24 protein-coding genes are annotated in these 25,036 nt (G+C 70.4%); 15 read left to right on the forward strand and 9 right to left on the reverse strand.

Annotation, left to right across the window (positions count from 1 at the left end):
- Window positions 1-2,405: ADOP family duplicated permease (locus tag VNE60_00005; protein HVB29887.1), on the reverse strand; the 2,405-nt coding region annotated here is incomplete at its 3' end.
- Window positions 2,406-2,685: 280 nt separating this feature from the next.
- Here VNE60_00005 and VNE60_00010 point away from each other — a divergent pair.
- Entirely contained in the window at window positions 2,686-3,624 is a 939-nt protein-coding gene (locus tag VNE60_00010) for a helix-turn-helix domain-containing protein (GenBank protein ID HVB29888.1), read from the forward strand.
- Window positions 3,621-4,175: a hypothetical protein gene (locus VNE60_00015; GenBank protein HVB29889.1), complete on the forward strand. Its 555-nt coding sequence runs from the start codon at window positions 3,621-3,623 to the stop codon at window positions 4,173-4,175. Before VNE60_00010 ends, VNE60_00015 begins: the two co-directional genes overlap by 4 nt.
- Window positions 4,176-4,212: 37 nt before the next feature.
- Here the strand turns inward: VNE60_00015 and queG are convergent, their stop codons facing one another.
- Genes queG through VNE60_00030 form a run of 3 tightly spaced genes read right to left on the reverse strand, consistent with a single transcriptional unit; the run spans window position 4,213 to window position 6,808 of the window.
- Window positions 4,213-5,148 (reverse strand): tRNA epoxyqueuosine(34) reductase QueG, encoded by a 936-nt coding sequence (queG, locus tag VNE60_00020; protein HVB29890.1) that lies wholly within the window; start codon window positions 5,146-5,148, stop codon window positions 4,213-4,215.
- Complete coding sequence (locus VNE60_00025; protein HVB29891.1) at window positions 5,145-5,393, reverse strand: hypothetical protein; 249 nt, start codon at window positions 5,391-5,393, stop codon at window positions 5,145-5,147. The genes queG and VNE60_00025 overlap by 4 nt, the downstream gene beginning before the upstream one ends.
- 8 nt (window positions 5,394-5,401) lie before the next feature.
- Complete coding sequence (locus tag VNE60_00030; GenBank protein ID HVB29892.1) at window positions 5,402-6,808, reverse strand: alkaline phosphatase family protein; 1,407 nt, start codon at window positions 6,806-6,808, stop codon at window positions 5,402-5,404.
- Window positions 6,809-6,954: 146 nt separating this feature from the next.
- On the opposite strand from VNE60_00030, the gene VNE60_00035 reads away from it, so the two are divergent.
- Window positions 6,955-7,911, forward strand: coding sequence for a TIGR00730 family Rossman fold protein (locus VNE60_00035; protein HVB29893.1), 957 nt, complete (start codon window positions 6,955-6,957; stop codon window positions 7,909-7,911).
- Window positions 7,912-7,916: 5 nt separating this feature from the next.
- Window positions 7,917-9,155 (forward strand): deoxyhypusine synthase, encoded by a 1,239-nt coding sequence (gene speY / locus VNE60_00040; GenBank protein HVB29894.1) that lies wholly within the window; start codon window positions 7,917-7,919, stop codon window positions 9,153-9,155.
- On the opposite strand, the gene rmuC is transcribed toward speY, so the two are convergent.
- Entirely contained in the window at window positions 9,152-10,177 is a 1,026-nt protein-coding gene (gene rmuC / locus VNE60_00045) for a DNA recombination protein RmuC (GenBank protein ID HVB29895.1), read from the reverse strand. The two genes, speY and rmuC, sit on opposite strands and share 4 nt — an antisense overlap.
- On the reverse strand, window positions 10,174-10,980 hold the full coding sequence (locus tag VNE60_00050; protein HVB29896.1) for an MBL fold metallo-hydrolase: 807 nt from the start codon (window positions 10,978-10,980) through the stop codon (window positions 10,174-10,176). The genes rmuC and VNE60_00050 overlap by 4 nt, the downstream gene beginning before the upstream one ends.
- 218 nt (window positions 10,981-11,198) lie before the next feature.
- Between VNE60_00050 and VNE60_00055 the strand changes: the two genes are divergently transcribed.
- Window positions 11,199-11,681 carry a GreA/GreB family elongation factor gene (locus VNE60_00055; protein HVB29897.1) on the forward strand — a complete coding sequence of 161 codons (483 nt, stop codon included), beginning with the start codon at window positions 11,199-11,201 and terminating at the stop codon, window positions 11,679-11,681.
- A gap of 28 nt (window positions 11,682-11,709) precedes the next feature.
- Here VNE60_00055 and VNE60_00060 read toward each other — a convergent pair whose 3' ends face one another.
- Window positions 11,710-13,242, reverse strand: a complete 1,533-nt coding sequence (locus tag VNE60_00060) for a glycerol-3-phosphate dehydrogenase/oxidase (GenBank protein ID HVB29898.1) — start codon at window positions 13,240-13,242, stop codon at window positions 11,710-11,712.
- A gap of 85 nt (window positions 13,243-13,327) precedes the next feature.
- On the opposite strand from VNE60_00060, the gene fadI reads away from it, so the two are divergent.
- The 9 genes from fadI to rsgA all read left to right on the forward strand — a co-directional run bounded on the left by fadI (window position 13,328) and on the right by rsgA (window position 22,764).
- Window positions 13,328-14,623 (forward strand): acetyl-CoA C-acyltransferase FadI, encoded by a 1,296-nt coding sequence (gene fadI, locus VNE60_00065; GenBank protein HVB29899.1) that lies wholly within the window; start codon window positions 13,328-13,330, stop codon window positions 14,621-14,623.
- A gap of 19 nt (window positions 14,624-14,642) precedes the next feature.
- Window positions 14,643-16,790, forward strand: coding sequence for a fatty acid oxidation complex subunit alpha FadJ (gene fadJ, locus VNE60_00070; protein ID HVB29900.1), 2,148 nt, complete (start codon window positions 14,643-14,645; stop codon window positions 16,788-16,790).
- Window positions 16,791-16,857: 67 nt separating this feature from the next.
- On the forward strand, window positions 16,858-17,403 hold the full coding sequence (locus tag VNE60_00075; protein ID HVB29901.1) for an RNA polymerase sigma factor: 546 nt from the start codon (window positions 16,858-16,860) through the stop codon (window positions 17,401-17,403).
- Window positions 17,396-17,905 carry a hypothetical protein gene (locus tag VNE60_00080; protein ID HVB29902.1) on the forward strand — a complete coding sequence of 170 codons (510 nt, stop codon included), beginning with the start codon at window positions 17,396-17,398 and terminating at the stop codon, window positions 17,903-17,905. Before VNE60_00075 ends, VNE60_00080 begins: the two co-directional genes overlap by 8 nt.
- The gene (locus tag VNE60_00085; GenBank protein ID HVB29903.1) at window positions 17,905-18,528 is read left to right on the forward strand and encodes a hypothetical protein; all 624 of its coding nucleotides are present in this window, start codon (window positions 17,905-17,907) and stop codon (window positions 18,526-18,528) included. Before VNE60_00080 ends, VNE60_00085 begins: the two co-directional genes overlap by 1 nt.
- Before the next feature lie 189 nt (window positions 18,529-18,717).
- Window positions 18,718-20,358 carry a M14 family metallopeptidase gene (locus VNE60_00090; GenBank protein ID HVB29904.1) on the forward strand — a complete coding sequence of 547 codons (1,641 nt, stop codon included), beginning with the start codon at window positions 18,718-18,720 and terminating at the stop codon, window positions 20,356-20,358.
- Window positions 20,359-20,435: 77 nt separating this feature from the next.
- On the forward strand, window positions 20,436-21,371 hold the full coding sequence (locus VNE60_00095; protein ID HVB29905.1) for a proline dehydrogenase family protein: 936 nt from the start codon (window positions 20,436-20,438) through the stop codon (window positions 21,369-21,371).
- Between the two features lie 2 nt (window positions 21,372-21,373).
- Window positions 21,374-21,775: a hypothetical protein gene (locus VNE60_00100; GenBank protein ID HVB29906.1), complete on the forward strand. Its 402-nt coding sequence runs from the start codon at window positions 21,374-21,376 to the stop codon at window positions 21,773-21,775.
- Window positions 21,772-22,764 (forward strand): ribosome small subunit-dependent GTPase A, encoded by a 993-nt coding sequence (rsgA, locus tag VNE60_00105; GenBank protein HVB29907.1) that lies wholly within the window; start codon window positions 21,772-21,774, stop codon window positions 22,762-22,764. Before VNE60_00100 ends, rsgA begins: the two co-directional genes overlap by 4 nt.
- Before the next feature lie 80 nt (window positions 22,765-22,844).
- Here rsgA and VNE60_00110 read toward each other — a convergent pair whose 3' ends face one another.
- Together VNE60_00110 and VNE60_00115 are read right to left on the reverse strand one after the other, a co-directional pair.
- On the reverse strand, window positions 22,845-23,753 hold the full coding sequence (locus VNE60_00110; GenBank protein HVB29908.1) for a hypothetical protein: 909 nt from the start codon (window positions 23,751-23,753) through the stop codon (window positions 22,845-22,847).
- 29 nt (window positions 23,754-23,782) lie between these two features.
- Window positions 23,783-24,487: a GntR family transcriptional regulator gene (locus tag VNE60_00115; protein ID HVB29909.1), complete on the reverse strand. Its 705-nt coding sequence runs from the start codon at window positions 24,485-24,487 to the stop codon at window positions 23,783-23,785.
- Window positions 24,488-24,850: 363 nt separating this feature from the next.
- On the opposite strand from VNE60_00115, the gene VNE60_00120 reads away from it, so the two are divergent.
- Window positions 24,851-25,036: hypothetical protein (locus tag VNE60_00120; GenBank protein HVB29910.1), on the forward strand; the 186-nt coding region annotated here is incomplete at its 3' end.

Consider the following 25,036-nt stretch of genomic DNA (forward strand, 5'->3'; position numbering starts at 1 on the left):
CCGACGAACGTCAGCGGGTCCGTCGTGCTCACCTCGTACAGCACCGACCCGAGTAAGCGGGTCCCCGCAAACGAGAGCGCCGTGCCGGCGACGATTCCGAGTGCCAGGATGTACGCCGCCTGCCGCATGATCAGCGTGCGCACCTCGGCTGGCGTCGCGCCGAGCGCGATGCGGATGGCGATCTCTCGCCGACGCTCGCGGACCGCCGCGGCGAGCAGTCCGTACAGGCCGACGGCCGAGAGGAACAGGGCCGCACCGGACAGGGCAACGAGGGTGTCGGCAAGAAAGCGTGGCCGCGAGAGCTGCTCGCCGACCAGCGCGCCGCCGGTGGTGACGTCGCGGATGCCGAACGACGGGTTGCTCTGGCGGAGAATGCGCTTGAGCGGAGCGAGCGCGATGCTCGGGTCGTCGCCGGTGGTCCGCACGGCGAGGAACATCGGGGCCACCGCCGTCTGTCGCACGGGCACGTAGACCGTGGGCTCGGGCGGGGTCGTGACGCCTCGGAAGCGCGCGTTCGCAGCCACCCCGATCACCGTGCGCCAGGGTTGCGTGCTGTCCGAAGGATTCAGCCGTACCCGGAGTCCGATCGGGTCGCGTCCCGGCCACTCCCTCCGGGCGAATGCCTCGTTGACGACAGCCACGGCCGGCGCGCCGGCACCATCGTCCGCCGTGAAATCCCGGCCGCGCAGCAGCGGAGTGCCCATGGTGTGGAAGTGCGACGGGAGCCCCGCCTGCCACGCGACGCGCGGCGTGTTCGCCGTGTCGCGGCTCGGCGAGCCACTGGCTGCAAAGGGCAGCTCGTATGCGGTGCCGGACAGCGGCCGCACGAGGAGTGTGGTCACGCCGACGATCCCGTGCACCTTCGGAAGTTGAGACGACATGGCGTCGAGCACGGCGTCATACCGGGCCGCGCCCAGCGCCCAGCTCTGCGTATGCGCGTCGAAGGGCGTCATGTCCTCGAGTCCGACGACGAGCAGCGACTGCGGCGCGAACCCCAGGTCAACCCGCTGGAGTCGGTCGAGGCTTCGCGCCAGGAGGCCGGCGCCCGTGAGCACGACCACGGCCAGCGCGACCTGCGCGGCGACGATCAGCCGTCGCCCGCGCTCCTCGTGCCGGCGGCCGCTGATCCTGCTGCCCCCGGCGCGGAGGGCGACCTCGGGATCCGACCGCGTGGCGAGGAGCGCGGGGGCGAAACCGAACGCGAGCACCGCGACGAGCGTGAGCGCGACGGCGAAGGCGAGCACCGGAAGGTCGAGGCGGACCCCCGCGGAAGGGAGCAGCCCCGATGGTGCTACGCGCGGCGCGATCCGGAGCAGCGCGACGGCCATCCACACGCCCAGCGCTCCTGCGCTGGCGCCGAGCAACGCGTGCTCGGTGAGCAGTTGGCGAATGAGCCGGCCGCGGCCGGCCCCGAGCGCCGACCGGAGGGCCAACTCGGAACGCCGCGCGAGGCCGCGCGTCACGAGCAAACCGGCGGCGTTGGTGAGCGCGATCAACAGCACGAGCGCCACCGCAAGCGAGAGAATCACGAGCGCCGGCCGCACGTCCCCGACGACGCGTGCCGCGAACAACTCGGCGTGCGCGATGCGAGCGGTGGAGTCGCCGAGCGAGCGGGCCGGGTAGCGCTCGAGATAGTTCGCGAATGCGGCACGTGCCTGCACGAGCGTTACCCCGGGGCGCAGTCGAGCCACGACCTGCGTGGGAAACCCGGCGTTGGGGCCGGGCGCGCTGGGGAACATGCGCTCGACGGGGGCCATGGCCACCCAGACGTCGGTTCCAGCGGGATAGTCGAAGCCCGCCGGCGCGACGCCGACGATGGTCTCCGGTCCGTTGATCATGGCAATGGACTTTCCGATCACCGAGCTGTCGCCGCCGAAGTCGCGTAGCCACGCGCGGTAGCTGAGGACCACGGACGGGCCTGCACCCGGCGCATCATCGGCCGAGCTCAGCAGGCGGCCGGCGGCGGGGAGCGCGCCCAGAACGGAAAAGAAATCCCCACCGACGAACATTGCGGTCACCGGGAACAGCCGATCGCCGAAACGCGCGGCAAAGGGAACCGTTCCCTGCAGCGCGATGGGGGCGACTCGCGCGAATGCGCCGCTCGATTCCGCGAGGCCGGCGACTCCGGAACTCGGAAGGCCTATGGGCGTGTTGCCGCGGGCGGCGTTCGTGGCCGAGAGGACGACGACTCGGTCCTGATCGCGAATGGGGAGCGGGCGGAGGAGGACCGCATCGATGACCCCGAACGCAGCGGTCGTGGCTCCGATGCCGATGGCCAGCGTCAGCAGCAGGATGATGGTGAGGCCGGGGCTCTTGAGCAGTATCCGGACGCCGAAGAGCACATCGTGGCGCAGTGCATCGACGAGTCGCGACCGGCTCCGCGGCGCAGCGGGATTCTTGGGCATAGACCACGACCAAGCGAAGGATGGAGTGTGCACAAAAGCGTATGCGATTCACAGCATACGAGTTCGCCGGGTGGATCGCCAGGGTCCGCAGGAGTCGCAGGTCGGCGCTACACTCATCAGGAAGAGGTGCGCGGGGGCAGACGGGGGCGAATGTGTGTTATAGACGACTCTTGTGCTCTATATAAGACGAACGTATCTTATAAAGCACATTACCGTCCAACCGCCAGTCATGCGACCACCCGCCAAGCCCCAGAGTGCCCGCCGCTATCCCCTGAACGCCATGCTCGGCACCGAAGCGAACGTCCGGCTGCTCCGGGTGCTGTTCGCAACCGGAGGTGAGCCACTCGGGGCCGGCGAGTTGGCGCGCCGAGCGGCGCTCGGCCGCACGTCGATCTACAAGGCGCTGAGCCATCTGGAGCAGGCCGGGATCGTGAGCCACGTTGGCACCGGGGCCCAGCGTCAGATCCGGGTCCGGGAGGAGCATCCCCTCGCGCTGGTGCTGCACACACTGTTCGAGGGGGAGGCGTCGGCCTTCGACCGACTCCTCGACGCGCTGCGCCAGGCCGCCGCGAAGGTCCCGGACGCTGTGGCGGTCTGGATCGAGGGGCCCATCGCGACCGGCACGGATGCTCCTGATGAACCCGTGACGTGCGTTGTGCTCGGAACGCCCGACGCGCTGCCGCGACTCACGGTCGGACTTCGGGACGCCTTGGCCCCGATTGAGCGCGCGTTCGACGTGACGGTCTCCATCCACGGCGCGACGCGCGCCGAGCTCGCGATGCGATCGGGGGTCGGCGTACGCGCACTCCGCGATGCCATTCTGCTCGCGGGAACTCCGCCTGCCGCGTTTCACCCTTCGACCCGAGCGCAGGCTGGAAAGCGCCGGCACGTTGGAACGCACGGGGACCTCGACGCGCAGGCGGTGGCACTCGGGGCCGCGCTGGCGACGCTCATCAGGCGGGATCCCGGCCTCGTCGATCGTGCGGGGCGCGACATCGAGCGTCGGTTGCGGCGCGCGTCGCCGCGCGAGCGTCGCGAACTCGAAGAATGGGCTCAGTTGCTCAGCACCGCGACGCCAAACCGCCTTCGTGCGCTGCTCGTCGATCCGGGGGAGCGGATGACGCGGCTGCGGCAATCGATGCCGTTCATGAGCGTGCTTGCCGCGGACGAGCGCGCGAGCCTGGCGAAGCTGGCGCGCGACGCGACGAGCGAGGAATGACGCGAGATCAGTTGGAGCACGCGATTCGCGCAGCGTGCGACGTCGCCGAGGATACCGAAGTGTTCGTTTTCGGTTCGCAGGCGATCCTCGGCCAGTATCCCGACGCGCCGCCGGCGCTACGGCAGTCCGCGGAGGCCGACATCGCGCCGGCGCATTCCGACGGCAACGTCGATCTGATCGATGCGATGCTCGGCATGGATTCCGCATTTCACGCGCAGTTCGGTTTCTACGTCCACGGCGTGCCGATCCAGGCCGCCGTGCTTCCCGCCGGCTGGCAGCGGCGTGCCGTGGTCGTGCAGAACGCGAATACGCGCCACCTGATCGGACGCTGCGTCGAAGCCCATGATCTTGCGGCGAGCAAGCTGGTCGCATTTCGAGAGAAGGACCGGGACTTCGTCAGGGTTCTGCTCGGCGAGGAGCTGGTTCGGGCGCGAAAGCTCAGGTTGCGGATCACGCAGTTGCCGGTGGTGCCGGGAAGCTTCGGTGAGGAACAACGGGCTCACCTGATGGAATGGCTGCGAGGCACGATCCGCGAACTGGGCCGGGCCTGAAGCGGCGCGTGCGTGGCGGGGCGCTTACTCCGGCACCTCATGCGTCGGCGAGCAGCGCCGCGGCATTGCGCTTCAAGCCCGGCAACTTCGCCCGCTTCATTGCCGAGCCCTTGAACGCGGTGCGGAATTCGTCTTCGCTCATGGCGAGGATATCGGTCGCCAGCGTCCGCGCGTCCTTCCCCGCAATCACCGCCCGCGGCTGGAAGCTCGGCTCCTGCACCTCCCGCGCGAACTTCACGTTCCACGGGCACACCTCCTGGCACACATCGCACCCGTATATATGCCCGCCCTCGGCGATCGTGCCATGGAACGCCTCCGGAATCTCCCCTTTCAACTCGATGGTCAGGTACGAAATACACCTCGGCGCATCGAGGACCCCCGGCTCCACGAAGGCTCCAGTCGGGCAGGCGTCCAGACACGCGCGGCAACTCCCGCACCGTTCGACATCGAACGGCGCGTCGGGCGCAAGTTCGAGATCCACGAGCAGCTCGCTGAGAAAGAAGTAAGACCCGAGTGTCGGATTGATGAGATTCGTATTCTTTCCGAACCAGCCGAGCCCCGCCTTCCGCGCCAGGTCACGCTCGAGAATGGGCCCCGTATCCACGTACGCCTTGCCGGGCACGGACGCGCCCACTTCAGCCTCGAGCAGTCGGTGCAGCTCATTCAGCCGGTCGAGCATCACGTCGTGGTAGTCGTCGCCGCGGGCATAGCGCGCCACCGGGCCGTCGGGCGCCTTGCCGCCGTAGTCGAGCGCCACCACCACTGCGCTCTTCGCCCCGGTCACGGGCAGCCGCGTGTCGGCGCGCTTGCCGGCCCCGCGCGCCAGATACGCCATCTCGCCGGCGTAGCCCGCCGCCAACCACCGCGCGAACGCCGGTGCAGTTTCGGCGGGGCCCAGCGCGGCGATGCCAACCAGATCGAAGCCGAGGGCGTAGGCGTGCGCCTTGACGCGCTCCTCGATGGACCGCGTCACGGCTCGCGCACGGCCCACCGGGCATAACGCACCACGTCGGCGGGCGGCGGCACGAAGTCGTAGCTGCCGTACGCGGTGTGCATGCGCCAGCGCACGTACTCGCGCGACGGCAGCGGCAGGAACGGAAACCGCCGGTACCACCCGCGTTCGCGGAATCGCCACGCCACGCGCAGCAGCGCCACGCCGGTGGCGGGGTTCGCGACGGACCGCAGCGCGAGCGAGAGGGAGAGGCGCGTCCAACCCATGCCGCAATCTACAGAAACGAGCGGCCGTCCAGCGACCCGGGAATCTCCAGCCCGAGGGCCGCGAGCGCGCTCGGCATGACGTCGGTGGTGCGGCGCGGCACTCGCGCCACGGGCCGGTTCACGAGCAGCGGCACCGCCATGTGCTCCCGGTGCAGCGCGCCGTGCGAACTCACGTGCCGGATGGGCTCGTAGTGCGCCCGCAGATCCCAGTCGCGCGCGGCCGACAGGATCACGTCGCCGGCGCGCCGCGACGACGCGAGATGCGCGATCTGCACCACGGCGTCGGGATAGTCTGTCGCGGCGCACGCGTCATGCGCCTCGTCGGCGGTCACGCCGTCGAGCGCACAGCCGATGCCCAACGGGTCGCCGGCCAGGGGCGCGTACGCGTAGCGGTCGCCGGCCCGCGACACCATCGCCGCCTCGCCGCGCCGCGAGCGCACCTCGCATCGCCCGCCCGGAAAGGGCAGCAGCGCGAGGTCCACCGACGGCCGCGCCAGCAGCTTTCCCACCAGTGGCTCCCACTGCGCCGCAAGCCCCGGCCACCAGGGCCGCGTGCGACGCGGCGTGTCCAGGAACAGGTGCGCCATCGCGTTGCCGCTCACCATCACGGCGGTGTCGGGAAAGGGCGTGAACACCCACGGGTGAGCCACCACGCGGTGCCCCAACATGGTGAGGAGCCCGGTCAGATCCTCGTGCTGGCGCACGGGCGAATGCCCGTGATCGCTCACGATCCACAGATGCATCCCGGCCCACCGGCCATCGCGCTCGGCGTCGGCGCGGATGCGCGCCGCGGCGTCGTCCACGATGCGGAGGGCGTCGGTCACCATCGGGTGCGTGTGCCCGCGCGCATGCGACACCTTGTCCACGCCCGTGAACGCGGCATAGGTGAACGCCGGCCGCTCGGCGCTCACCCGGCGCGCCACCTCGCCGGCCACCTCGCGGTCGATGGCCAGCCAGCCGGCCACGTCGCCCCTGAAGTGGGTGCGCGCCGCGCGCAGCGCCGAGCGGAGCGTGAGGCTGCCGATGCGATTGGCCGGCGCGAGACCGCGCGTGATGACGCTGAGCGCGGCCAGGCTCGACGGCGCCAACTCGAAAATCGTGGGCGCCCCGGGGTCCAGATCGCGGTCCACCTCGCCGATCTGATACCCCACGTAGCTCCGCGTGTAGTCGGGAAAGGTGCACGCCGTCCGGTCGCGGTCGAACCAGCGCAGGCCCGGGAGCCCCACCGGTCCGGGAAACCGCCCCATGAGAAATGGCGCATACGCGGGGCCGGTCACCGACGGGAACACCGTGGTCACCGGGTGCAGCCCCCCCTCGGCGCGCAGCCGCGCCATGGCCGGCAGGGCGCCCGCGTCGATGGCCGCGGCGAGCGTGTCGGGACGCACGCCGTCGGCCAGCAGCATGACTACGGACATGGGAGCGCGGGGGGCATGGTCGCAAAAGCAAGCGCCGCGACCCGGCGGGGGCAAGCCGATCGCTGGCGCACCGTTGGTGACATGGCGTAAACTCCGGCAGCGCGCGCCGCCGGCGCGCGGTCTCCTTCATCGACGGGAACGCCTGAATGTCAGCTTTCAAGCGCAGCGGTCCGCCGGCCCACAAGCGCCGTCCTCGTCCGCCGCGTCCGCCGCGCACGGCGTCGGGAAAGCGCGCCGATCTCGAACTGCTGGACGCCGCGGCGCAGGGCGCGCGCGACGGGCTGCGCGAGCGCACCGAGGCGGGACACATCGGCGCCGGCCGCACGCCCCCCTCGCAGCAGCACCGGGGGCACAGCAGCGGCGCCATCCGCCGGGTGGACGACTCGATCCGCGACGTGGCCATCGTGACCGAGGACGAGAAGCTGTTGCAGGGCGCCCACGATCCCGCGGACTTCACGCGCACCGATCCGTGGCGCGTGATGCGCATCATGGGCGAGTTCATCGAAGGCTTCGACGCGCTGGCCCACGTCACCAAGGGCGTGACGATCTTCGGCTCGGCCCGCACCCACCCCAGCGAGCCGCAGTACGACGCGGCCCGGGAGACGGCGCGGCTGCTGGCGCAGGCCGGCTTCGCGATCATCACCGGCGGCGGGCCGGGCATCATGGAAGCGGCCAACCACGGCGCCAGGCTCGGCGGCGGGATGTCCATCGGCTGCAACATCGAGCTGCCGTTCGAGCAGGGCGCCAACCCGTACGTCGATACGCTCATCGACTTCCGCTATTTCTTCGTGCGCAAGACGATGTTCATCAAATACTCCGACGCCTTCATTATCTTCCCGGGCGGCTTCGGCACGCTGGACGAGGCCTTCGAGGCGCTCACGCTCATCCAGACCGGCAAGATCTACCAGTTCCCGGTGGTGTTCTTCGGGCGCCACTACTGGGCGGGACTGGTGCGCTGGCTGCAGACGCGGGTGCTCTCCGAGGGCAAGATCTCGCCGGGCGACATGGATCTCATGATCGTCACCGACGATCCGGCCGAGGCGGCGAACGTGGTGATCCAGGCGCAGCAGGCGATGTCCACCAAATCGACGCGACGAGGCTAGGCGGCATGGCGAAGAAGAAGGCGACGGGGCGATCGGCAGGGTTCAAGGCGTCGCGGCCCGGCACGGGCAAGCGCGCGTCGGCGTCGGGACCCAAGGCGGCCCAGAAGCAGGCCGCCGAGCAGCGCGAGCAGGCCGGCGCGCGCCACACCTCGGCGGAGCAGAGCCGGTTCCTGCGCGGCGGCAAGATCGATCCGCGCCGCATCGACGGCCGCGAGACGGTGGTGGATCTGGTGGAGGGCACCTTCCTGGCCTACAACGCGGCGCGGCTGCGCGAGGCCTGCCAGCTGTTCACGCACAAGATGCTCGACGCCGACGTGACGGTGGGGCTCACGCTCACCGGCGCGCTCACGCCCGCGGGCCTGGGCATGGCGGCCATCATCCCGCTCATCGAATCGGGATTCGTGGACTGGATCGTCTCCACCGGCGCCAATCTGTATCACGACACGCACTTCGGACTCGGGCTCGCCATGCACCGCGGCAACGCCCAGGAGTCGGACGTCGTGCTGCGCGAAGAAGGCGTGGTGCGCATCTACGACATCTTTTTCGATTATGACGTGCTGCTGAGCACCGACGCTTTTTTCAGGAAGATCATTCAAGGAGCGGAGTTCCAGCGTTCTATGTCGAGCGCCGAGTTCCACTATCTGTGCGGCAAGTACGTGCGCGAGCGCGAGAAGGCCTTGGGCATCGGCCAGAAGTCGCTGCTCTCGGCGGCCTACGCGGCCGGCGTGCCCATCTATACATCGTCGCCCGGCGATTCGTCCATCGGCATGAACATCGCGGCGCTGGCGCTGGACGGGAACCGGTGCGTGATCGATCCCAATCTCGACGTGAACGAGACGGCGTCGATCGTGCTCGACGCCAAGCGCGGCGGCGGCAAGTCGGCGGTGTTCATCTGCGGCGGCGGCAGCCCCAAGAACTTCATCCTGCAGACGGAGCCGCAGATCCAGGAAGTGCTGGGCATCGACGAGAAGGGCCACGACTACTTTTTACAGATCACTGATGCCCGGCCCGATACCGGCGGCCTGTCGGGCGCCACGCCCGCCGAAGCGGTGAGCTGGGGCAAGATCGACCCCGAGCGGCTGCCCGACGCGGTGGTGTGCTACCTCGATTCGACGGTGGCGTTGCCCCTGCTCACGTCGTACGCCCACGCCAAGCACGCCAGGCGTCCGCTCAAGCGGCTGTACGACCGCCGCGGCGCGATGATGGCGCGCCTCCGCCGCGAGTACGCCAAGAGCGCCGGCTAGGATGTGAGCGCCGGCGGCTCGCCGCCGGCCGGAAGTTCCACGTCGCGCAGCTTGCGGTCCATGGCGCGGGCCCGCACGGCGATCTGGTCCACCGCGTCGGCGGCCAGGCCGAGCTTCTTCTGGGCCGCCGATACCGTCTCGGTGAACCGGCCGAACTCGCCGCGCACCGCGGCGAGCAGCCGCCACACCTCCTCGGAGCGCTCGGCCAGCGCCATCGAGCGGAATCCCATCTGCAGGCAGTTGAGCAGCGTGGCGAAGGTGGTGGGGCCCGCCACCATCACGCGGCAATCGGTGCTCAGCGCCTCCACCAGCCCGGGCAGCCGCACCACCTCGGCAAACAAGCCCTCCGACGGCAGAAAGAGGATCGCGTAGTCGGTGGTGTTGGGCGGATCGATGTATTTGACGCGGATGTCGTCGGCGCACCGGCGCACGGCGGTGCCGAGCGCCTTCTGCGCGCTGGCTACGCCGGCGGCGTCGGCCCGCTCCTGCGCGTCGGTCAACCGCGCGTAGTCCTCGGCCGGGTACTTGCTGTCCACGGGCAGCCACATGCCGCCCCCGCTCGTGCCCGGCGCCGGAATGCGGATGGCGAACTCCACGATCTGATCGCGTACCGGGCTCGGCTTCACGTTGCGCGCGAATTGCTCGGGGGCCAGCAACTGCTCGAGCAGCGCCTGCAACTGCCATTCCCCGAGCGCGCCGCGCGTCTTCACGTTGGTGAGCACGCGCTTGAGATCGCCCACGCCGTCGGCCAGCGCCTGCATCTCGCCCAGCCCGCGCTGCACCTGCTCCAGCCGCTGGTCCAGCGACATCGTCACGCGGGCCAGCGACGAGGCGGTCTCCTCGCGATTGCGCCCCATCTCCTCGCGCACCAGCCGGTCGGCGCGATCGAGCCCGCGTTGCAGTTCGCCCAGCTGCTGCGTGAGCGCCGAGGTGTCGGCGGGGCGGGTGCGGCGCAGCGTGACCGCCACGAGCACCACCGTGGCGGCGAGGAGCACGACGATCGTGACGAGCAGCGCGTTCATGACGGATTCCCCTGGGGCGCGGCGGCGCCGGCACGGACGGTGCGCACGAGGTTAGCGCGCGCGTACTCTCCGCGCGAGATGAAGCCGGCCAGCTCCTCGCGGCCCAGCACCTGGCGCCGGATGGCGCGGTCGCTCCACCCGGCGGCCACTCGGACCTCGATCGCGGCGATCGTCGCCTCGAGCCAGTCGGCCTTGGCGTTGAGCGCGCGCACCGGGTCGTGCACCGGGCCGCGGTGCGCGTCGAACATCCGCGCCGGACGCAGCGCGGCCGCGGCGCGCAGGTCGCGCACCAGCTGGCGCGGGTCCTCCTCCACGTGCATCAGCTTGTCGTGCACGCCCAGCCAGAGATCCGCCGAGAGGAGCGTCTCGCGTTCGGCGTCCCACACGATGCGATGGTCGTGGGCATGGCCCGGGGTGGGGATCGACCGCAGGGCATCGGAGGAGAACGCCTGGAACGCGCCGGTGAACGGACGCGGCTGTCCCCAGGTGTAGCGGCGGTACGCGCGGATGCGATGGCCGGCCCGCAACTCGGCGAGGGTGGCGGCGGTGACGTCCAGCGGAATGCCGGCTGCGGCCAGCAGCGCCACGTTGCCGGCGTGATCCTCGTGGCCGTGCGTGAGCAGGGCGCCCACGGGGCGGAGCTCCCGCAGCAGCGCCCGGAGCTCACGGGCCACGTGCGGGAAGCCGCAGTCCACCAGCACGCCGCGCGTGAAGTACGCGCTCACCTCGTATCCCATGGACCGGCTGCGGCGGCTGGACATGCGCAGCCGCAGCACGTCGCCGTATCGCTCCTGCTCGATCATGCGCCGTAGTCTAGCCTGCGGCGGCCGGCGGCACATCGCCGCTGGACGAACCCCCGGGGTCGCGGTAGTATGCACGTATGAGCGACGTGACCCGAGCGACCGCAGAAGTGACGCCCAGCCGGCAGCGGCGGTAGGCGAGGGTTCGGGATTCGTCGCAGTATCGGCGCCCGGCCACTCAGCCGGGCGCCTCGATTTTTATACCCAGCCAGCGCGGTTCCATGATCGAAGCCCTCAAGGAAAAACTGACCGAGGAAGTCGGGCGCCTGCAGTACGAGCTGAACGTCACGCTTCCCAGCGAGATTCGTCGCGCCGTGGAGATGGGCGATCTGCGCGAGAACAGCGAGTACAAGGCGGCGCTCGAGCGGCAGCAGTTCGTGCAGGCGCGGCTGGGCCATCTGCACCAGCGGCTGAGCAAGCTGTCGGCCATCGACCCGTCGCAGATCCCGCCCGACAAGGTGGGGCTGGGCTCGCGCGTGGTGGTGGAGGACAAGAAGTCCAGGGTGCGCGAGACGTACCACCTGGTGTTCGGCGACGCGATCGAATTCGAGGAGGGCCACGTGACCATGGCGTCGCCCATCGGACGGGCGCTGCTCGGCAAGGGCGTGGGCGAGGACGTGATGCTCCGTCTGCCCACGCTCACGCGGACGCTGGTGGTGGTGGAGCTGTACACCATTCACGACGAGATCGTGAAAGACGAATGACCCCGCGGGGCGGCATCGCCGCCCCGCGCTAGACGCCGGCCCCGGCGTCCACGCCGAAGATCCGCTCCACCTCGCGCGCATAGCGCGCCACCGCCTCGCGCTGCTCGTCGCCGTTCCAGCCCAGCAGGGGCGCCACGTACTGCGCCGCGGCGGCCGCCGCGCCGGCCCCGTGGTCGGGCGTCTCGAACGCGAGCTTGGTGCGCCGGATGAACAGGTCGGCCAGCGTGCGCGCGTGGGCGCGCTCCACCGCCCAGCGCAGTTCGCCGAATCGCCAGTCGAGCGAGGGGACGATGCGCGCGCCGGCCTCCGCGTCGCGGCCGCATGCCGCGTCGCGCTCCGCCGTGTCGTCGGGGAGCGGCAGGTCGGCGGTGGTGGACCTGCCGCCCCGGCCGAGCCTCCGCACCACCACGTCCACCACCTGCGCGGCCATGATGCGATACGTGGTGAGCTTGCCGCCGGTGATCGCCACCACGCCGCGCGGCGTGACCTCGATCGCGTGCTCGCGCGACGCCGCGTTGGGCGAATCGGCCGTCGTGGCCACGAGCGGGCGGATGCCCGCCCATGCGCTCACCACGTCGGCACGCCCGAGTTGCGCCGCGGGGAAGAACGTGTTGGCGGCCCGCAGCAGATACGCCACGTCGTCCTCCGAGGCGCGCACCGCGTCGGGGTTGGCTTCGGTGAACGTGTCGGTGGTGCCGAACACGGTGAACGCGCCCGCCGGCAGCGCGAACATCACGCGCCCGTCGGTGGGGGAGAGCAGGGTGAGCGCCGCCCGATTGCCCACCCGGTGGTGCGGCACGAGGATGTGCACGCCCTTGCTCCCCCGCACGCGGGGCCGACCGGCCGCTCCCTCCAGCCGGCGCACGTCGTCGCTCCACGGGCCGGTGGCGTTCACGGTCGCCAGGGCGCGCACCTCGGTCGTGTCGCCGGTGAGCCGGTCGGCCAGCCGCGCGCCGACCACACGCCCACGCTCCAGCGACAACGCCTCCACCGCCACGTGATTGAGCACCGTGGCCCCGGCGCATTCGGCGTCGAGCACGTTGGCGAGCGTGAGCCGGGCGTCGTCGGTGTGGGCGTCGAAGTACGCCACCCCGCCCCGGAGCCCGTCGCGCGCCACCGCCGGTTCCTCGGCTTCGACCCCCGCCGGCGAGAGGCGCCGGTGCCGGCGCACGTTACGGAACATGGCCAGGGTGTCGTAGAGCGTGACCCCCGCCACCACCTTCCAGAACGGCACGCGGGCGCCGGCGTACACGGGCCACACGAAGCGCAGGGGCCGCACCAGATGCGGCGCCAGGCGCAGGAGCCGCCGCCGCTCGTCGCTGGCCTCGAACACCAGCTTGAGCTGGCCGTGCTCCAGGTAGCGCAACCCGCCGTGGATGAGCCGCGAGCTGCGGCTGGACGTGCCGCTCGCGAAGTCGTCCTTCTCCACCAGCAACACGGCCAGCCCGCGGAGCGTGGCGTCGCGGGCGATCCCTGCCCCGGTGATCCCCCCGCCCACCACCAGCAGGTCGAACGACGAGCCGGAGGCCGGCAGGCGGGGGGGAGATTGCGAGAGCGGCATGCGAAAAGCTGCCACCGCGCGCCGTCGCGAACAAGCAGCCGCCGGCCGGTTTGGCGCCCCGTGGGCTATCGCCTAAGTTGAAGCCATGCCGACTTTCGGGAACGGTCGCCGCGTGGCGATCGTGGCGGGCGTGCGCACCCCCTTTGCACGCGCGGGCACCGTGCTCCGCGGGCTCAGCGCCATCGACCTGGGCCGCCGGTGCGTGTCGGAGTTGCTCGAGCGCACCGAGCTCGACGGGTCGCTGGTCGAGGCGCTGGTGTACGGCACCGTGGTGCACTCCGTGCTCGCGCCCAACATCGCGCGCGAAGTCTCGCTCATGCCGGTGCTGCCCAAGTCGGTGGACGCATACACGGTGAGCCGGGCGTGCGCGTCGTCCAATCAGGCGATCACCGATGCCGCCGATCAGATCGCGCTGGGGCATCGCGACGTGGTCATCGCCGGCGGCGCCGAGTCGCTCTCCAACGTGCCCATCCTCCACTCGCGCGGCATGTCCGACGCGCTCGTGGCGGCGTCGCGCGCCAAATCGCTGGCCGGCCGGCTGGGCGCGTTGGGGCGCGTCCGCCCCAGGGACTTCGTCCCGATCACGCCCGCCATCGCCGAGCCCACGACCGGCGAGACGATGGGGCAGAGCGCCGAGAAGATGGCGAAGATGAACGGCATTCCGCGCGAGGAACAGGACCAGTTCGCGCTGCGTTCGCACCGCCTGGCGTCGGTGGGCACGCTGGACGGCCGCCTCACCGCGGAGATCGCCACCGTTTGGGTGCCGCCCCGCTTCGATGTGGCCGCGTCGAGCGACAACGGCGTGCGCACCGATACGAGCATCGAGGCGCTCCGGGCGCTCCGGCCCGTGTTCGACCGCCGCTACGGCACGGTGACGGCGGGCAACGCGTCGCCGCTCACCGACGGCGCCAGCGCCGTGCTGCTGATGAGCGAGGAGCGCGCGAAGACGCTGGGATATGCGCCGTTGGCGTATATCCGGTCGTACGCGTACGCGGCGCTCGACCCCGGCGATCAGCTCCTGATGGGGCCCGTGCTCGCCGCGCCGCTGGCGCTGCAGCGCGCCGGCCTCACGCTGGCCGACATGGACCTCATCGAGATGCACGAGGCGTTCGCCGCGCAGGTGCTGTGCAACCTCAAGGGCTTCGAATCGCAGGAGTGGGCGGAGCGGGCGGGCTACAGCCGGCCGCTGGGCGAGGTGGACCGCTCGAAGCTCAACGTGATGGGCGGGTCGATTGCCATCGGGCACCCATTCGGCGCCACCGGGGGCCGGATCCTGATCACGCTGGCCAACGAACTGGCGCGGCGCGGCGGCCAGTTCGGCCTGATGACGGTTTGCGCGGCCGGCGGGTTGGGCCACGCCATGGTCATCGAACGCCCGTGAGCGGGGAGACGCCCAACCCATGATCAGCCTCGACCGCCAGCACGACGTGCTCGTTCTCACGCTCGACATGCCGGGCGAGCCGGTGAACAAGCTCACGCAGGCGCTGGGCGCCGAGCTGCGGCAGGTGATCGCCGACGTCGATCGCGACGTGACCGTGCGCGCCTGCGTGCTGATCAGCGGCAAACGCGATTCGTTCATCGCCGGCGCCGACATCGAGCAGTTCCTGGAGTTCCGCCGTGAGGAGGAGGCGGCGCGCACCAGCCAGATGGGGCAGGACGTGCTCAACGCCCTCGCCGCGCTCCACGTGCCGGTGGTGGCGGCCATTCACGGCGCCTGCCTGGGCGGCGGTCTCGAAACCGCGCTCGCCTGCAGCTATCGCATCTGCACCGACCACCCCAAGACGGTGCTCGCGCTGCCCGAAGTGCAGCTGGGGCTCATTCCCGGGATGGGCGGCACCCAGCGGCTGCCGCGCCTCATCGGCCTGCAGGCCGCGCTCGACATGATCCTCACCGGCAAGAACGTGCGCGCCCGCAAGGCGCTTCAGATGGGGCTGGTGGACGAGATGGTGCATCCCGCGCTGCTGCGCGAGGTGGCCGTGACCCGCGCCCAGGAGCTGGCCAACCGCACGCGCCGGCCGGTGCGCAGCGGGCATGGCGCCGGCGCCGCCGGGCTGCTGCTCGACACGAACTTCGCCGGGCGGAGCATCGTATTCCGCAAGGCGCGGGAGGGCGTGCTCTCCAAGACGCACGGCCACTTCCCGGCGCCGCTGGCGGCGATCACCGCCGTGCACACCGGATTCGAGCGCGGCATGGCCGAAGGGCTGCGCGAGGAGGCGCGCCGGTTCGGCGAGCTCGCCATGACCGAGGTGTCGCGCCAGCTCATCTTTCTGTTCTTCGCCACCACGTCGCTCAAGAAGGACACCGGCGTGGACCAGCCGGCGCCGCCTCCCAACGAGGTGCGCAAACTCGGCGTGCTCGGCGCCGGATTCATGGGCGCCGGCATCGCCGGCGTGGCCGCGCAACTGGGCACGATCGTCCGCCTCAAGGACACCGACCCGGCGCGCGTGGGCAAGGGGCTCGCGGCGGTGCGCGAGGTGCTGCACGAACGGCTGGCCAGGCGGCAGATCACGCGCCAGCAGTTCGACGACCAGATGATCCTCGTGAGCGGCACCACCACGTACACCGGGTTCGGCAACGCGGACCTCGTGATCGAAGCCGTGTTCGAGGACCTCGAACTCAAGCACCGCGTGCTGCGCGAGGTGGAGCCCGCGCTGGCGCCCGACGCCGTGTACGCGTCGAACACCAGCACCATCCCCATCGGCCGCATCGCCCAGGCGGCGGCGCACCCCGAGCGCGTGCTCGGGATGCACTTCTTCTCGCCCGTGCACCGCATGCCGCTGCTGGAGGTGATCGTGACGCCCGACACCGCCAAGCAGGCGGCGGTGACCGCGGTGAGCTACGGCCGGGCGCTCGGCAAGACCGTGATCGTGGTCCACGACGGGCCGGGCTTCTACACCACGCGCGCGCTCTCGGCGTACATGAACGAAGCCGGGCTGCTGCTCGACGAGGGGGCGGGCATCGAGGCCATCGATGGCGCCCTCGTGGAATTCGGGTTTCCGGTGGGGCCGATCACCCTGCTCGACGAGGTGGGGATCGACGTCGGCGGCGAGGTGGGGCTGGTGCTCTCGGAGGCGTTCGGCACGCGGATGGCGCCGTCCGACGCCATGCGGCGGGTGGTGGAGTCGGGGCGCACGGGGCGCAAGGGGCGCTCCGGGTTCTACCGGTACGACGCCCACGGCAAGAAGGAGGGGGTGGACCCCACGGTGTACCGGGCGATCGGTGGGTCGGGGGCCCGGGTGCCGGTCCCGGCCGGTGAGATCGCGGAACGTTGCGCCCTGGCGATGGTAAATGAAGCTGCGCTCTGTTTACAGGAAGGCATTCTCCGGTCCCCCCGGGACGGCGACATCGGCGCCGTCTTCGGGATCGGGTTCCCTCCGTTCCGCGGCGGACCGTTTCGCTACATTGATTCTCTGGGTGCCGACGAGGTCGTCCGCCGGCTCGAAGACCTGCACGGGCGGTTCCCCTCGCGGTTCGAGCCGGCAGAACTCCTGGTTGACATGGCGCGTTCGCGGCGACGATTCTATCCCGCCGACGGGAAACCGGTATGATGCTGTCCCCCAAGCGATTTCGGTCGAGGTCGTGTGACTCCACCCCTGGTGGTAAGGTCAGAGCCATATGGATGGAAGCGCTGACGCGCTGATCGTCGAGCGGGTGCTCGCCGGTGACGTGGAAGCGTTCGCGACGCTCGTCGAGCGGTATCGCGAACGTTGTGCACGGTATGCGATGCACATGCTCGGGAACCGTGAGGACGCGGACGAGGTGATGCAGGACGCGTTCGTGCGGGCCTATCGGTCACTCGCCCGGTGCGAGGATCCGGAACGGTTCGGGGCCTGGCTCTTTCGCATCCTCGTCAACCGCTGCCGGACGGCGGGCGCGCGACGTGCGCGTCGCGCGCGGACCTTCCTCGCCGACGAGACGGCGCTGATGACGGCGTCGGAGGATCATCCGGCGGAAGTGTGGGCGTGGCGGGAGGAGATCGAGCGGGCGCTGGCCGAGTTGCGGCCGGAACAACGCGAGGCGTTCCTCCTGAAGTACGTGGAAGGGTTGGGATACGACGAGATGGCTGACCTGACCGGCGTTGGCGTATCAGCGCTCAAGATGCGCGTGATGCGCGCGTGCGACCGGTTGCGGGTGCTGTTGAAGGAGGCGCGCAGTGCGTGACATCAACAACTCCAGACTCGATGGGATCGTCGACGAACTCCGCCGCCCGGTGACGGTGGACGCCTCGTTCGATCAGCGGGTGATGCGTGCCGTCCGGGCGGTGGCACGGCGTCCGCTCGAACTGATCACGCCCCTGATGCCGATTCCGAAATGGCGCGTGTGGTCGGCGTTCGCCGCGGTGGCGGCCGGCATGCTCGCGATGGCGGTTCTCCCGGCGGCGCGCCCGCAGGGGCACCAGGTGCAGTTCGTGCTCGTGGCCCCCGACGCCAAGACCGTGCAGGTGGTGGGCGACTTCAACGGGTGGGACCCGAACCACGCCGCGTACCACGCGGAGAATCATGGCGGCGTCTGGTCGCTCACGGCCCCCATTCCCCCAGGCCACCATCGCTACGGCTTCCTCGTCGACGATTCGCTATGGGTGCCCGATCCGGCCGCGCCTCGCGTGGCCGACGAGGACTTCGGGTATCCCAACTCGGCGCTCGTCGTCGACGACACGCCCTGATGCGGCTGGCGCGGCACGCGGTGGCGACGCTGCTGATCCTGGCGGCGGCGCCCACGCTGGGAGCGCAGGTTTCGCGCCTCAACACCCAACTCGATCCGGTCACCCGCACGGCCGTGCTCGCGCTCGTCGATTCGGCGCGGGTGGCCGGCCTGCCGGCCGACGCGCTGGTCAACAAGGCGCTCGAAGGGGCGGGTAAGCACGCCGCCGGTCCGCGCATCGTGGCCGCCGTGCGCGCCCTGGCCCAGGAGATGCGCCGGGCCCGCGCCGCGCTCGGCCGCGGCTCCCGCGCCGAGGAGATCACGGCCGGGGCGCACGCGCTCCACGCGGGGATCACGCCCGCCCAGTTGACCGCGCTGCGGCGGGCCGACGTGGGCCGGCAGCTCACCACGCCGCTGATGGTCCTCACCGACCTCGTGTCGCGCGGGGTGCCGGCGCCCACGGCCTCGGCGGCCGTGGAGGCACTGGCTCGGGCCGGGGTCCGCGACGCCGACTTCACCGCGTACCAGCGCAGCGTGCGCCAGGACATCGATCGCGGCGCCGACCCGGCGGCCGCGGCTACCACGCGGGCGCGCGGCGCCGCCCTGCGCGGCGGCGGCCCGCCAGCGGCGCGCAGCGAACGCTGAGCGGTCCCTAGCACCTCGCGCCGCCATCAGGGTACAATTCCCTGTTCCCTGCGCGTTTCCCGAGACCTGAGACCAGTCATGGCTCGTTCGCTTGCTCGCGTCCTGACTCCACTCGCGGCAGCCGCGTTGGCGGCGTCGTGCGGCGGCGGCTCTGCCGGCGGCGCTCCGCCCGGCCGCGGCCCCGGTCCGATGCCGGAAAGACGGACGGCGGTATCGGCGGTGAACATCCACGCCGTGTATCCCACCGACTTCTCGCACCGGCGCCCGCTCACGCGCGCCGAACGCACGAACTTCATGGAGACGTCCCACTACGCGGACGTCGTGTCGTTCCTCGATTCGCTCAAGCTCCTGGGCGCCCCGATCACCATCGGCGACATCGGCAAGACGAGCGAAGGGCGCGAGATCCCGTACGTCGTGGCGTCGCGCCCCGTGGTGCGCGATGCCGCCGAGGCCAAGCGGCTCAACCGGCCGATCGTGTACATCCAGGCCGACATCCATGCCGGCGAAGTGGAAGGCAAGGAAGCCATCCTCGCCATGCTGCGCGAGCTGTCGGACGACAAGCAGCCCAACGTGCTCGACTCGCTGGTGCTGGTGGTGGTTCCGATCTACAACGCCGACGGCAACGAGAAGTTCGGCCCCCAGGCCACGAACCGGCCCGAGCAGGACGGCCCCGAACTCGTGGGCCAGCGGGCCAACGGTCAGGGCCTTGACCTGAATCGCGACTACATCAAGGCCGATGCGCCGGAGACCCGCGCGTCGCTGGCCATGTTCAACGCGTGGGACCCGGACGTGTTCGTGGACCTGCACACCACCGACGGGACCTTCCACGGCTACGCCCTCACCTACGCAGGCTCGCTCAGTCCGGCCGCCAAGTACACCGGCCCGTTCACCATGGACACGCTGCTCCCGGCCGTGCGCCGCAATCTGCTGGCCCGGGAACGCATCCAGACCTTCGACTACGGCAACCTCGACACTACCGGCGGCCGTCGCGGCTGGTACACGTACGACGCCCGGCCGCGGTACGGCACCAATTACTACGGCATTCGCGGGCGCATCGGCGTGCTCAGCGAGGCCTATTCGCACGATCCGTTCCGCACCCGCATCGCCTCGACGTACGCGTTCGTGGGCGAGCTGCTGTCGTTGCTCGCCGCCAACTCGTCGGAGATCGTGGACATCTCGCACGAGGCCGACCGCAAGACGGTGTACGGCGGCACCACGCCGTCGGCGGCGCCGTACATCGCGCTGCGTTCGCAGATCACGCAGCACCCGCGCAAGGCCGACGTGATTCTCGAAACCCTGGGTCGCCTGCCCGACAGCACGCAGAAGCTGCCCGGCGTGCCGCGCGGATTCCGCCGCATCGGCGACTTCCACACCGAACGGATGGACGTGTACGACCGGTTCACGCCCACGCTCGAGCGGCGCATGCCGGTGGCCTACGCGTTCGGCCCCGACCAGAAGCCGCTCGTCCAGCGGCTGGCCATGCACGGCGTGTTCGTGGAGCAGCTGGTGGATTCGCTCGACGTGCGCGCCGAGCAGTTCGCCATCGACTCGGTGATCCGCAACCCGCGGGAGTACCAGGGCCACCACGAAGTGCGCCTCGAGGGGCTCTGGGCGCCGCTCGGCATCACCCTGCCGCCCGGCACGTATATCGTGCGCGAGGCGCAGCCGCTCGCGATCCTGGCCATGTACCTGTTGGAGCCCGAAAGCGACGACGGATTCACCACCTGGAACATCATGGACGGCTGGCTCGCCCCCGGAAAGCAGTATCCGGTGCTGCGCATCGTCGAGCCGTTCACCGTCAACGCCCCACTCCGTCCCGTCAAACCCTGATTCTCCCCCCAAGGCCCACGCTTCGGCGCGGGCCGTCATTTTTCCGGCGTTCCCTGCGCCGTGCCGTCTGAGGTCGCATGTTCCGCTCCACGTTGCTGTATCTGTCCAATCAGCCCCGCGTCTTCCGGTTCGTCCGCAAGAACCGCCTCGCCAAATCGTTCGCGCGCCGGTTCGTTGCCGGAGAGACGCTGAACGAGGCGATGGACGCCGTCCGCGCCCTCAACGCCAAGGGGATCTCGGCGTCGCTCGACCTGCTGGGCGAGAGCGTCACCAATGAACGCGAGGCCCGCGCCGCGCGCGACGAATATCTCACCATCCTCGACCGCATCAACGAGCAGGGGCTCGATGCCAACGTGTCGGTGAAGCTCACCGCCATGGGGCTCGACATCTCCGAGGAGTTGTGCGTGTCGATCATGCGCGACGTGCTCGAGCGCGCCAAGCGCTACGGCTCGTTCGTGCGCCTGGACATGGAGTCGAGCGCCTACACGGAGCGCACGCTGCGGCTGTTCGAGGAGCGGCTGTACCCCGGCTTCAAGCAGCACGTGGGCATCGTCCTGCAGAGCTACCTGTATCGCACCCTCGCCGACGTGGAGCGGGCCGTGGAGCTCAAGTGCCGCGTGCGCATCTGCAAGGGCGCGTACAAGGAGCCGGCCGCCGTGGCCTATCCCGACAAGAAGGACGTCGACGCCAACTACGTGAAGTGCATGCACGCGTTGCTCGAGCGCGGCACGTACCCCGCGCTCGCCACCCACGATCCGGCGCTCGTCACCGAGGCGCAGCGGTTCGTGGCCGAGCACGGCATCTCGGCCGACCGGTTCGAGTTCCAGATGCTCTACGGCGTGCGGCGCGACCTGCAGGACCAGCTCGTGCGCGCCGGCTTCCGCGTGCGCGTGTACGTGCCGTTCGGCACGCAGTGGTATCCGTACCTCATGCGCCGCCTGGCCGAGCGTCCGGCCAACGTGGCGTTCATCACCGGCAACGTGCTCCGCGAGATGGTGGGCGGCCGGCGTTGATCATGTCCGGGCAGTTCATTCCCGCCGATCATTCCCGGGGCGACGCCAATACCCTGGGCGGCTACATGGCGGTGCACGACCGGCCGGCGGCGTTCGAGGGATCGGACGGGTTCTCGTACAGCGTGGAGATCGTCACCGACGCGGCCCGCGGTCCGGCCGGTGCGGCGGCCGCGTACCTGCTGTTCGTGCAGTGGGCGCGGGTGGGCGCGGCCGCGCCGCAGGGCCATCTCGAGACCGACTATCTGATTCACGCCGCGACGCCCGATGCGGCGCGCGCCCTGGTGGGCGCGATGCCGCTGGCCGACGTCAAGCGCGCCCTCGACGGCCTGATCGCGGCCCGCGACGGCGCCGCGCCCGGCCGCCGGTGGTGGGACGCGATGCGCGCCGACGACGGCGAGACGTGACCGGCGCCGAGGAGTTGGTGGGCACCGTCTCCCAGGGCACGGGCGGCGTGTGGCACGTGCTCCTGCCCGACGGCACGGTGCACGAGGCGTCGATGCGCGGCCGCCTGAAGAAAGCCGACGTCGGCCGCCGGGCCGGCGGATCCATCCGGCGCGACACCGAGACCGCGGGCCGTGAGGCCGTGAAGCTCGCGGTGGGCGACCGCGTGCGGCTGGAGCGCGACGCCCGCGGCCAGTCGCTGGCCATCGCCGAGATCCTGCCCCGCACCTCCCGCCTGGCGCGGCGGGCACCCGGCGGCGCGCGCGGCGAACGCATCATCGCCGCCAACGTGGATCAGGTGGTGATCGTGTTCGCGGCGGCGAACCCCGAACCGCATCTGCGCATGGTCGACCGGTTTCTCGTGATCGCCGAGGCCAACGGACTGCCGGCGCGTCTCGTCGTCAACAAGGTCGACCTCGTGGGCCCCGAGGTGGCGCACGCCCGCTTCACCGACTACCCGCGCGCCGGATATCCGGTGCACTTCACCAGCGTCAAACGCGGCGACGGGCTCGAGGTGCTGTCGCGGGCGCTCGCCGGCCGCGCCTCGGTGCTCACCGGACCCAGCGGCGCCGGAAAATCGTCGCTGCTCAACGCCATGTTCCCGGGCCTCGACCTGCGGGTGGGCGAGGTGAGCGCGTCGGTCAACAAGGGTCGCCACACCACGGTCGGCGCGTCGCTGCACCCGCTGCCCGGCGCCGGTGGCGGCTACGTGATGGACACGCCGGGGCTGCGCGAAGTGGGCATGTGGGAGTTGCCCGTGGAGCGGCTCGATCTCTGCTTTCCCGAGATCCGCGTGCATCGGGAGCAGTGCCGGTTCGCCGACTGCCTGCACAGCGTGGAGCCCGACTGCGCGGTGCGCGCGGCCCTGGAGCGCGGCGAGGTGGCCGTGAGCCGCTACGAGAGCTACCTCAAGCTGTCGGAGGAGCTGGCCAGCGAGAAGCCGTCCTGGTAGCGCGCCGGGCCACAACGCACACGGGGCGCGCGCTCGACTGAGCGCGCGCCCCGCGTGCTGCCTCCGGCAGGGCTGGCGGCCTAGTGCTTCATCAGGATCAGGAACTTGGACGACGCCCAGAACTGCGTGGGCGAGGTGATGTGCAGCCCGCCCGTGATCTTGCCGTCCTTCACGGCGAAGCCCTGCGCATACTGCGGGTCCTGCCGCGAGAAGATCGAATACTCCCCGTCGGGCAGCGCGATGCTCGTATCCCTGGTGATGTCGATGCGCGTGAACGCCGACGGATCGAGCGTGCGCGCCGGCTCCACCGGGCGATTGCCGAACAGCAGGAACTGCTTGTGTCCTTCCTCCGACAGCACGCCCTCGTGCACCAGTTCGTCGCGGGTGCCGGCCACGTAGTAGCCCGTGTTCTTCACGCGCGTGAGGTCGGTGACGGTATCGCTGAGCGCGGCCTTGACCGTGTTGAGCGTGTCCACCTTGCCCTTGAGCGACGCGATCTGGACGTTCTGCGAATCGATGATCGCCTGGAACTCGGTCTTCTGGCGCTCCACCGTGGCCCGGAAGTCCGCGATGTTCTGCTCGTACTGGGCGATCTGCCGGGTGAGCGTGGAGTCGTGCTGCGACAGCGACGCGGCGCTGGCCCGCACCTCGCGCAGCCGGACGTCGGTGGCGTCGAGCCGCTGGACGAGCATGCGGATCTTGCCCAGCACCTCGTCGCGGTCCTGCTTGATCGTCGCGGCCTCGGCGGGCGTGGCCAGCGCGGTCCTGGTCTTGGGCTTGGGCAGGCTCCGCGCCTTGGCGATCTCGGCGTCGATGTCATTGATGAACTGCGTGGACACCAGCATGTCGTTGAGCAGCTGGTTCTTGACGTTGAGCAACGAGTCCTGGCGCAGCGAGTCCGCCTTGGCGAGCACGCCGAGCTGCTGCTTGGCCTGCGTATCGCAGGCGAACAACGCCGGAACGAGTAGCAACAATGCGAGTCTCTTCACTGGTCTTGCCTCCATGGGGGTGTTGGCCACTACCAGCTGCCGCGTTCGCCGACCTCTTCGATGACCTTGGCCAGTCGCTCGGCCGCGTGCCGCCAGTTGACCTCCACGGCGTATTGCGCGGCCTCGGATCGTCCGTCGTCGATCGCGTCGGTGATGGCGTCGTGCTCCTCCACCGACGACCGGATGTCTCCGGTCAGCATGCTGATGTACATCCTGATGTAGCGTTCGGCCTGCGGCTTGGCCGCGTCGTGCAGCGCAATGAGCCGAGGACCTACCCCTGCTTCTACCACGCGGCGGTGAAAACGTTCATCCGCGTCGTATAGACGGCTGTGGTCCACGGGGGTCGAGCGCCCCGCCCTGAGAAATTCGGCGTTGAGCGCCCGGAGGTCCTTCACCAGCGGCTTCCGCTCCTCCACGCCGAGCTCGGCGGCGCGCCGCGCGCCCAGTCCCTCGAGGGAACCCACGATGTCGAGCAGTTCGCGGACGTCGTCGCGTGTGAGCGGGGCCACGGTGAGCCGCGATTGCTGCGCGCCCGGCGCGCCCATCACGTAGCCCTCCTGCTGCAACCGCTGCAGGGCCTCGCGCACGGGGGTGCGGCTCACCCCCAGCCGGCTGGCAATCTCCGTCTCGACGATCCGGCTGCCCGGCGCCACCAGCCCCTGCACGATCAGGTCGCGCAGACGGGTGTACACCTGCTCGGGCCGCGAGCCGTGCGCGACGGATCCGGCGCGCACGGAACCGCCGGGGCTCTTGGCGCGCGAGGAACGAGAAGGAGGCCTGCGTGGTGGCATGGGCAACAGGGTGCGGCTGAGGGGGTGCCGCCAATATAGGCGAATCGAAGCCAAACTCCGACCCCGTGCCCTCCGTTTCGAAAACGAAAGCTTGGGCACAATTGTATGCAAATTACCGCCGACGCATGGTTCCCGGCGCGGGTGCGCGGTGCCCGCGTAGTGGCAGAGACGGGCCGGCGCGCGCATTTTCCGTCGATGCCCAAACCTCACGCTCGTCGTCTCGCCCTGGCCCTCGCCTGTGCCGCCGCCTGCGCCGTGGGCTGCCGGCGCCAACCGCCGCCGCCGCCCGCGGAGGTCGGTGTCCATGTGGCCAACGCCGCCAACGATTCCACGCGCGCCAAGTTCTTCGTCGCCATCAAGGGTTCGCTGCAGCTCGGCATCCGTTCGATGATCGTGGGGATGCGGCCCGACAGCTCGCTCGTGCTGGCGGCCCCGGCCGATCTCGTGGTCAACACCGGCAACGGCTCGGCCGTGATCACCGCCGCCGATTCG

The sequence above is a fragment of the Gemmatimonadaceae bacterium genome (genome assembly GCA_035533755.1).
Lineage (GTDB): Bacteria > Gemmatimonadota > Gemmatimonadetes > Gemmatimonadales > Gemmatimonadaceae > JAGWRI01.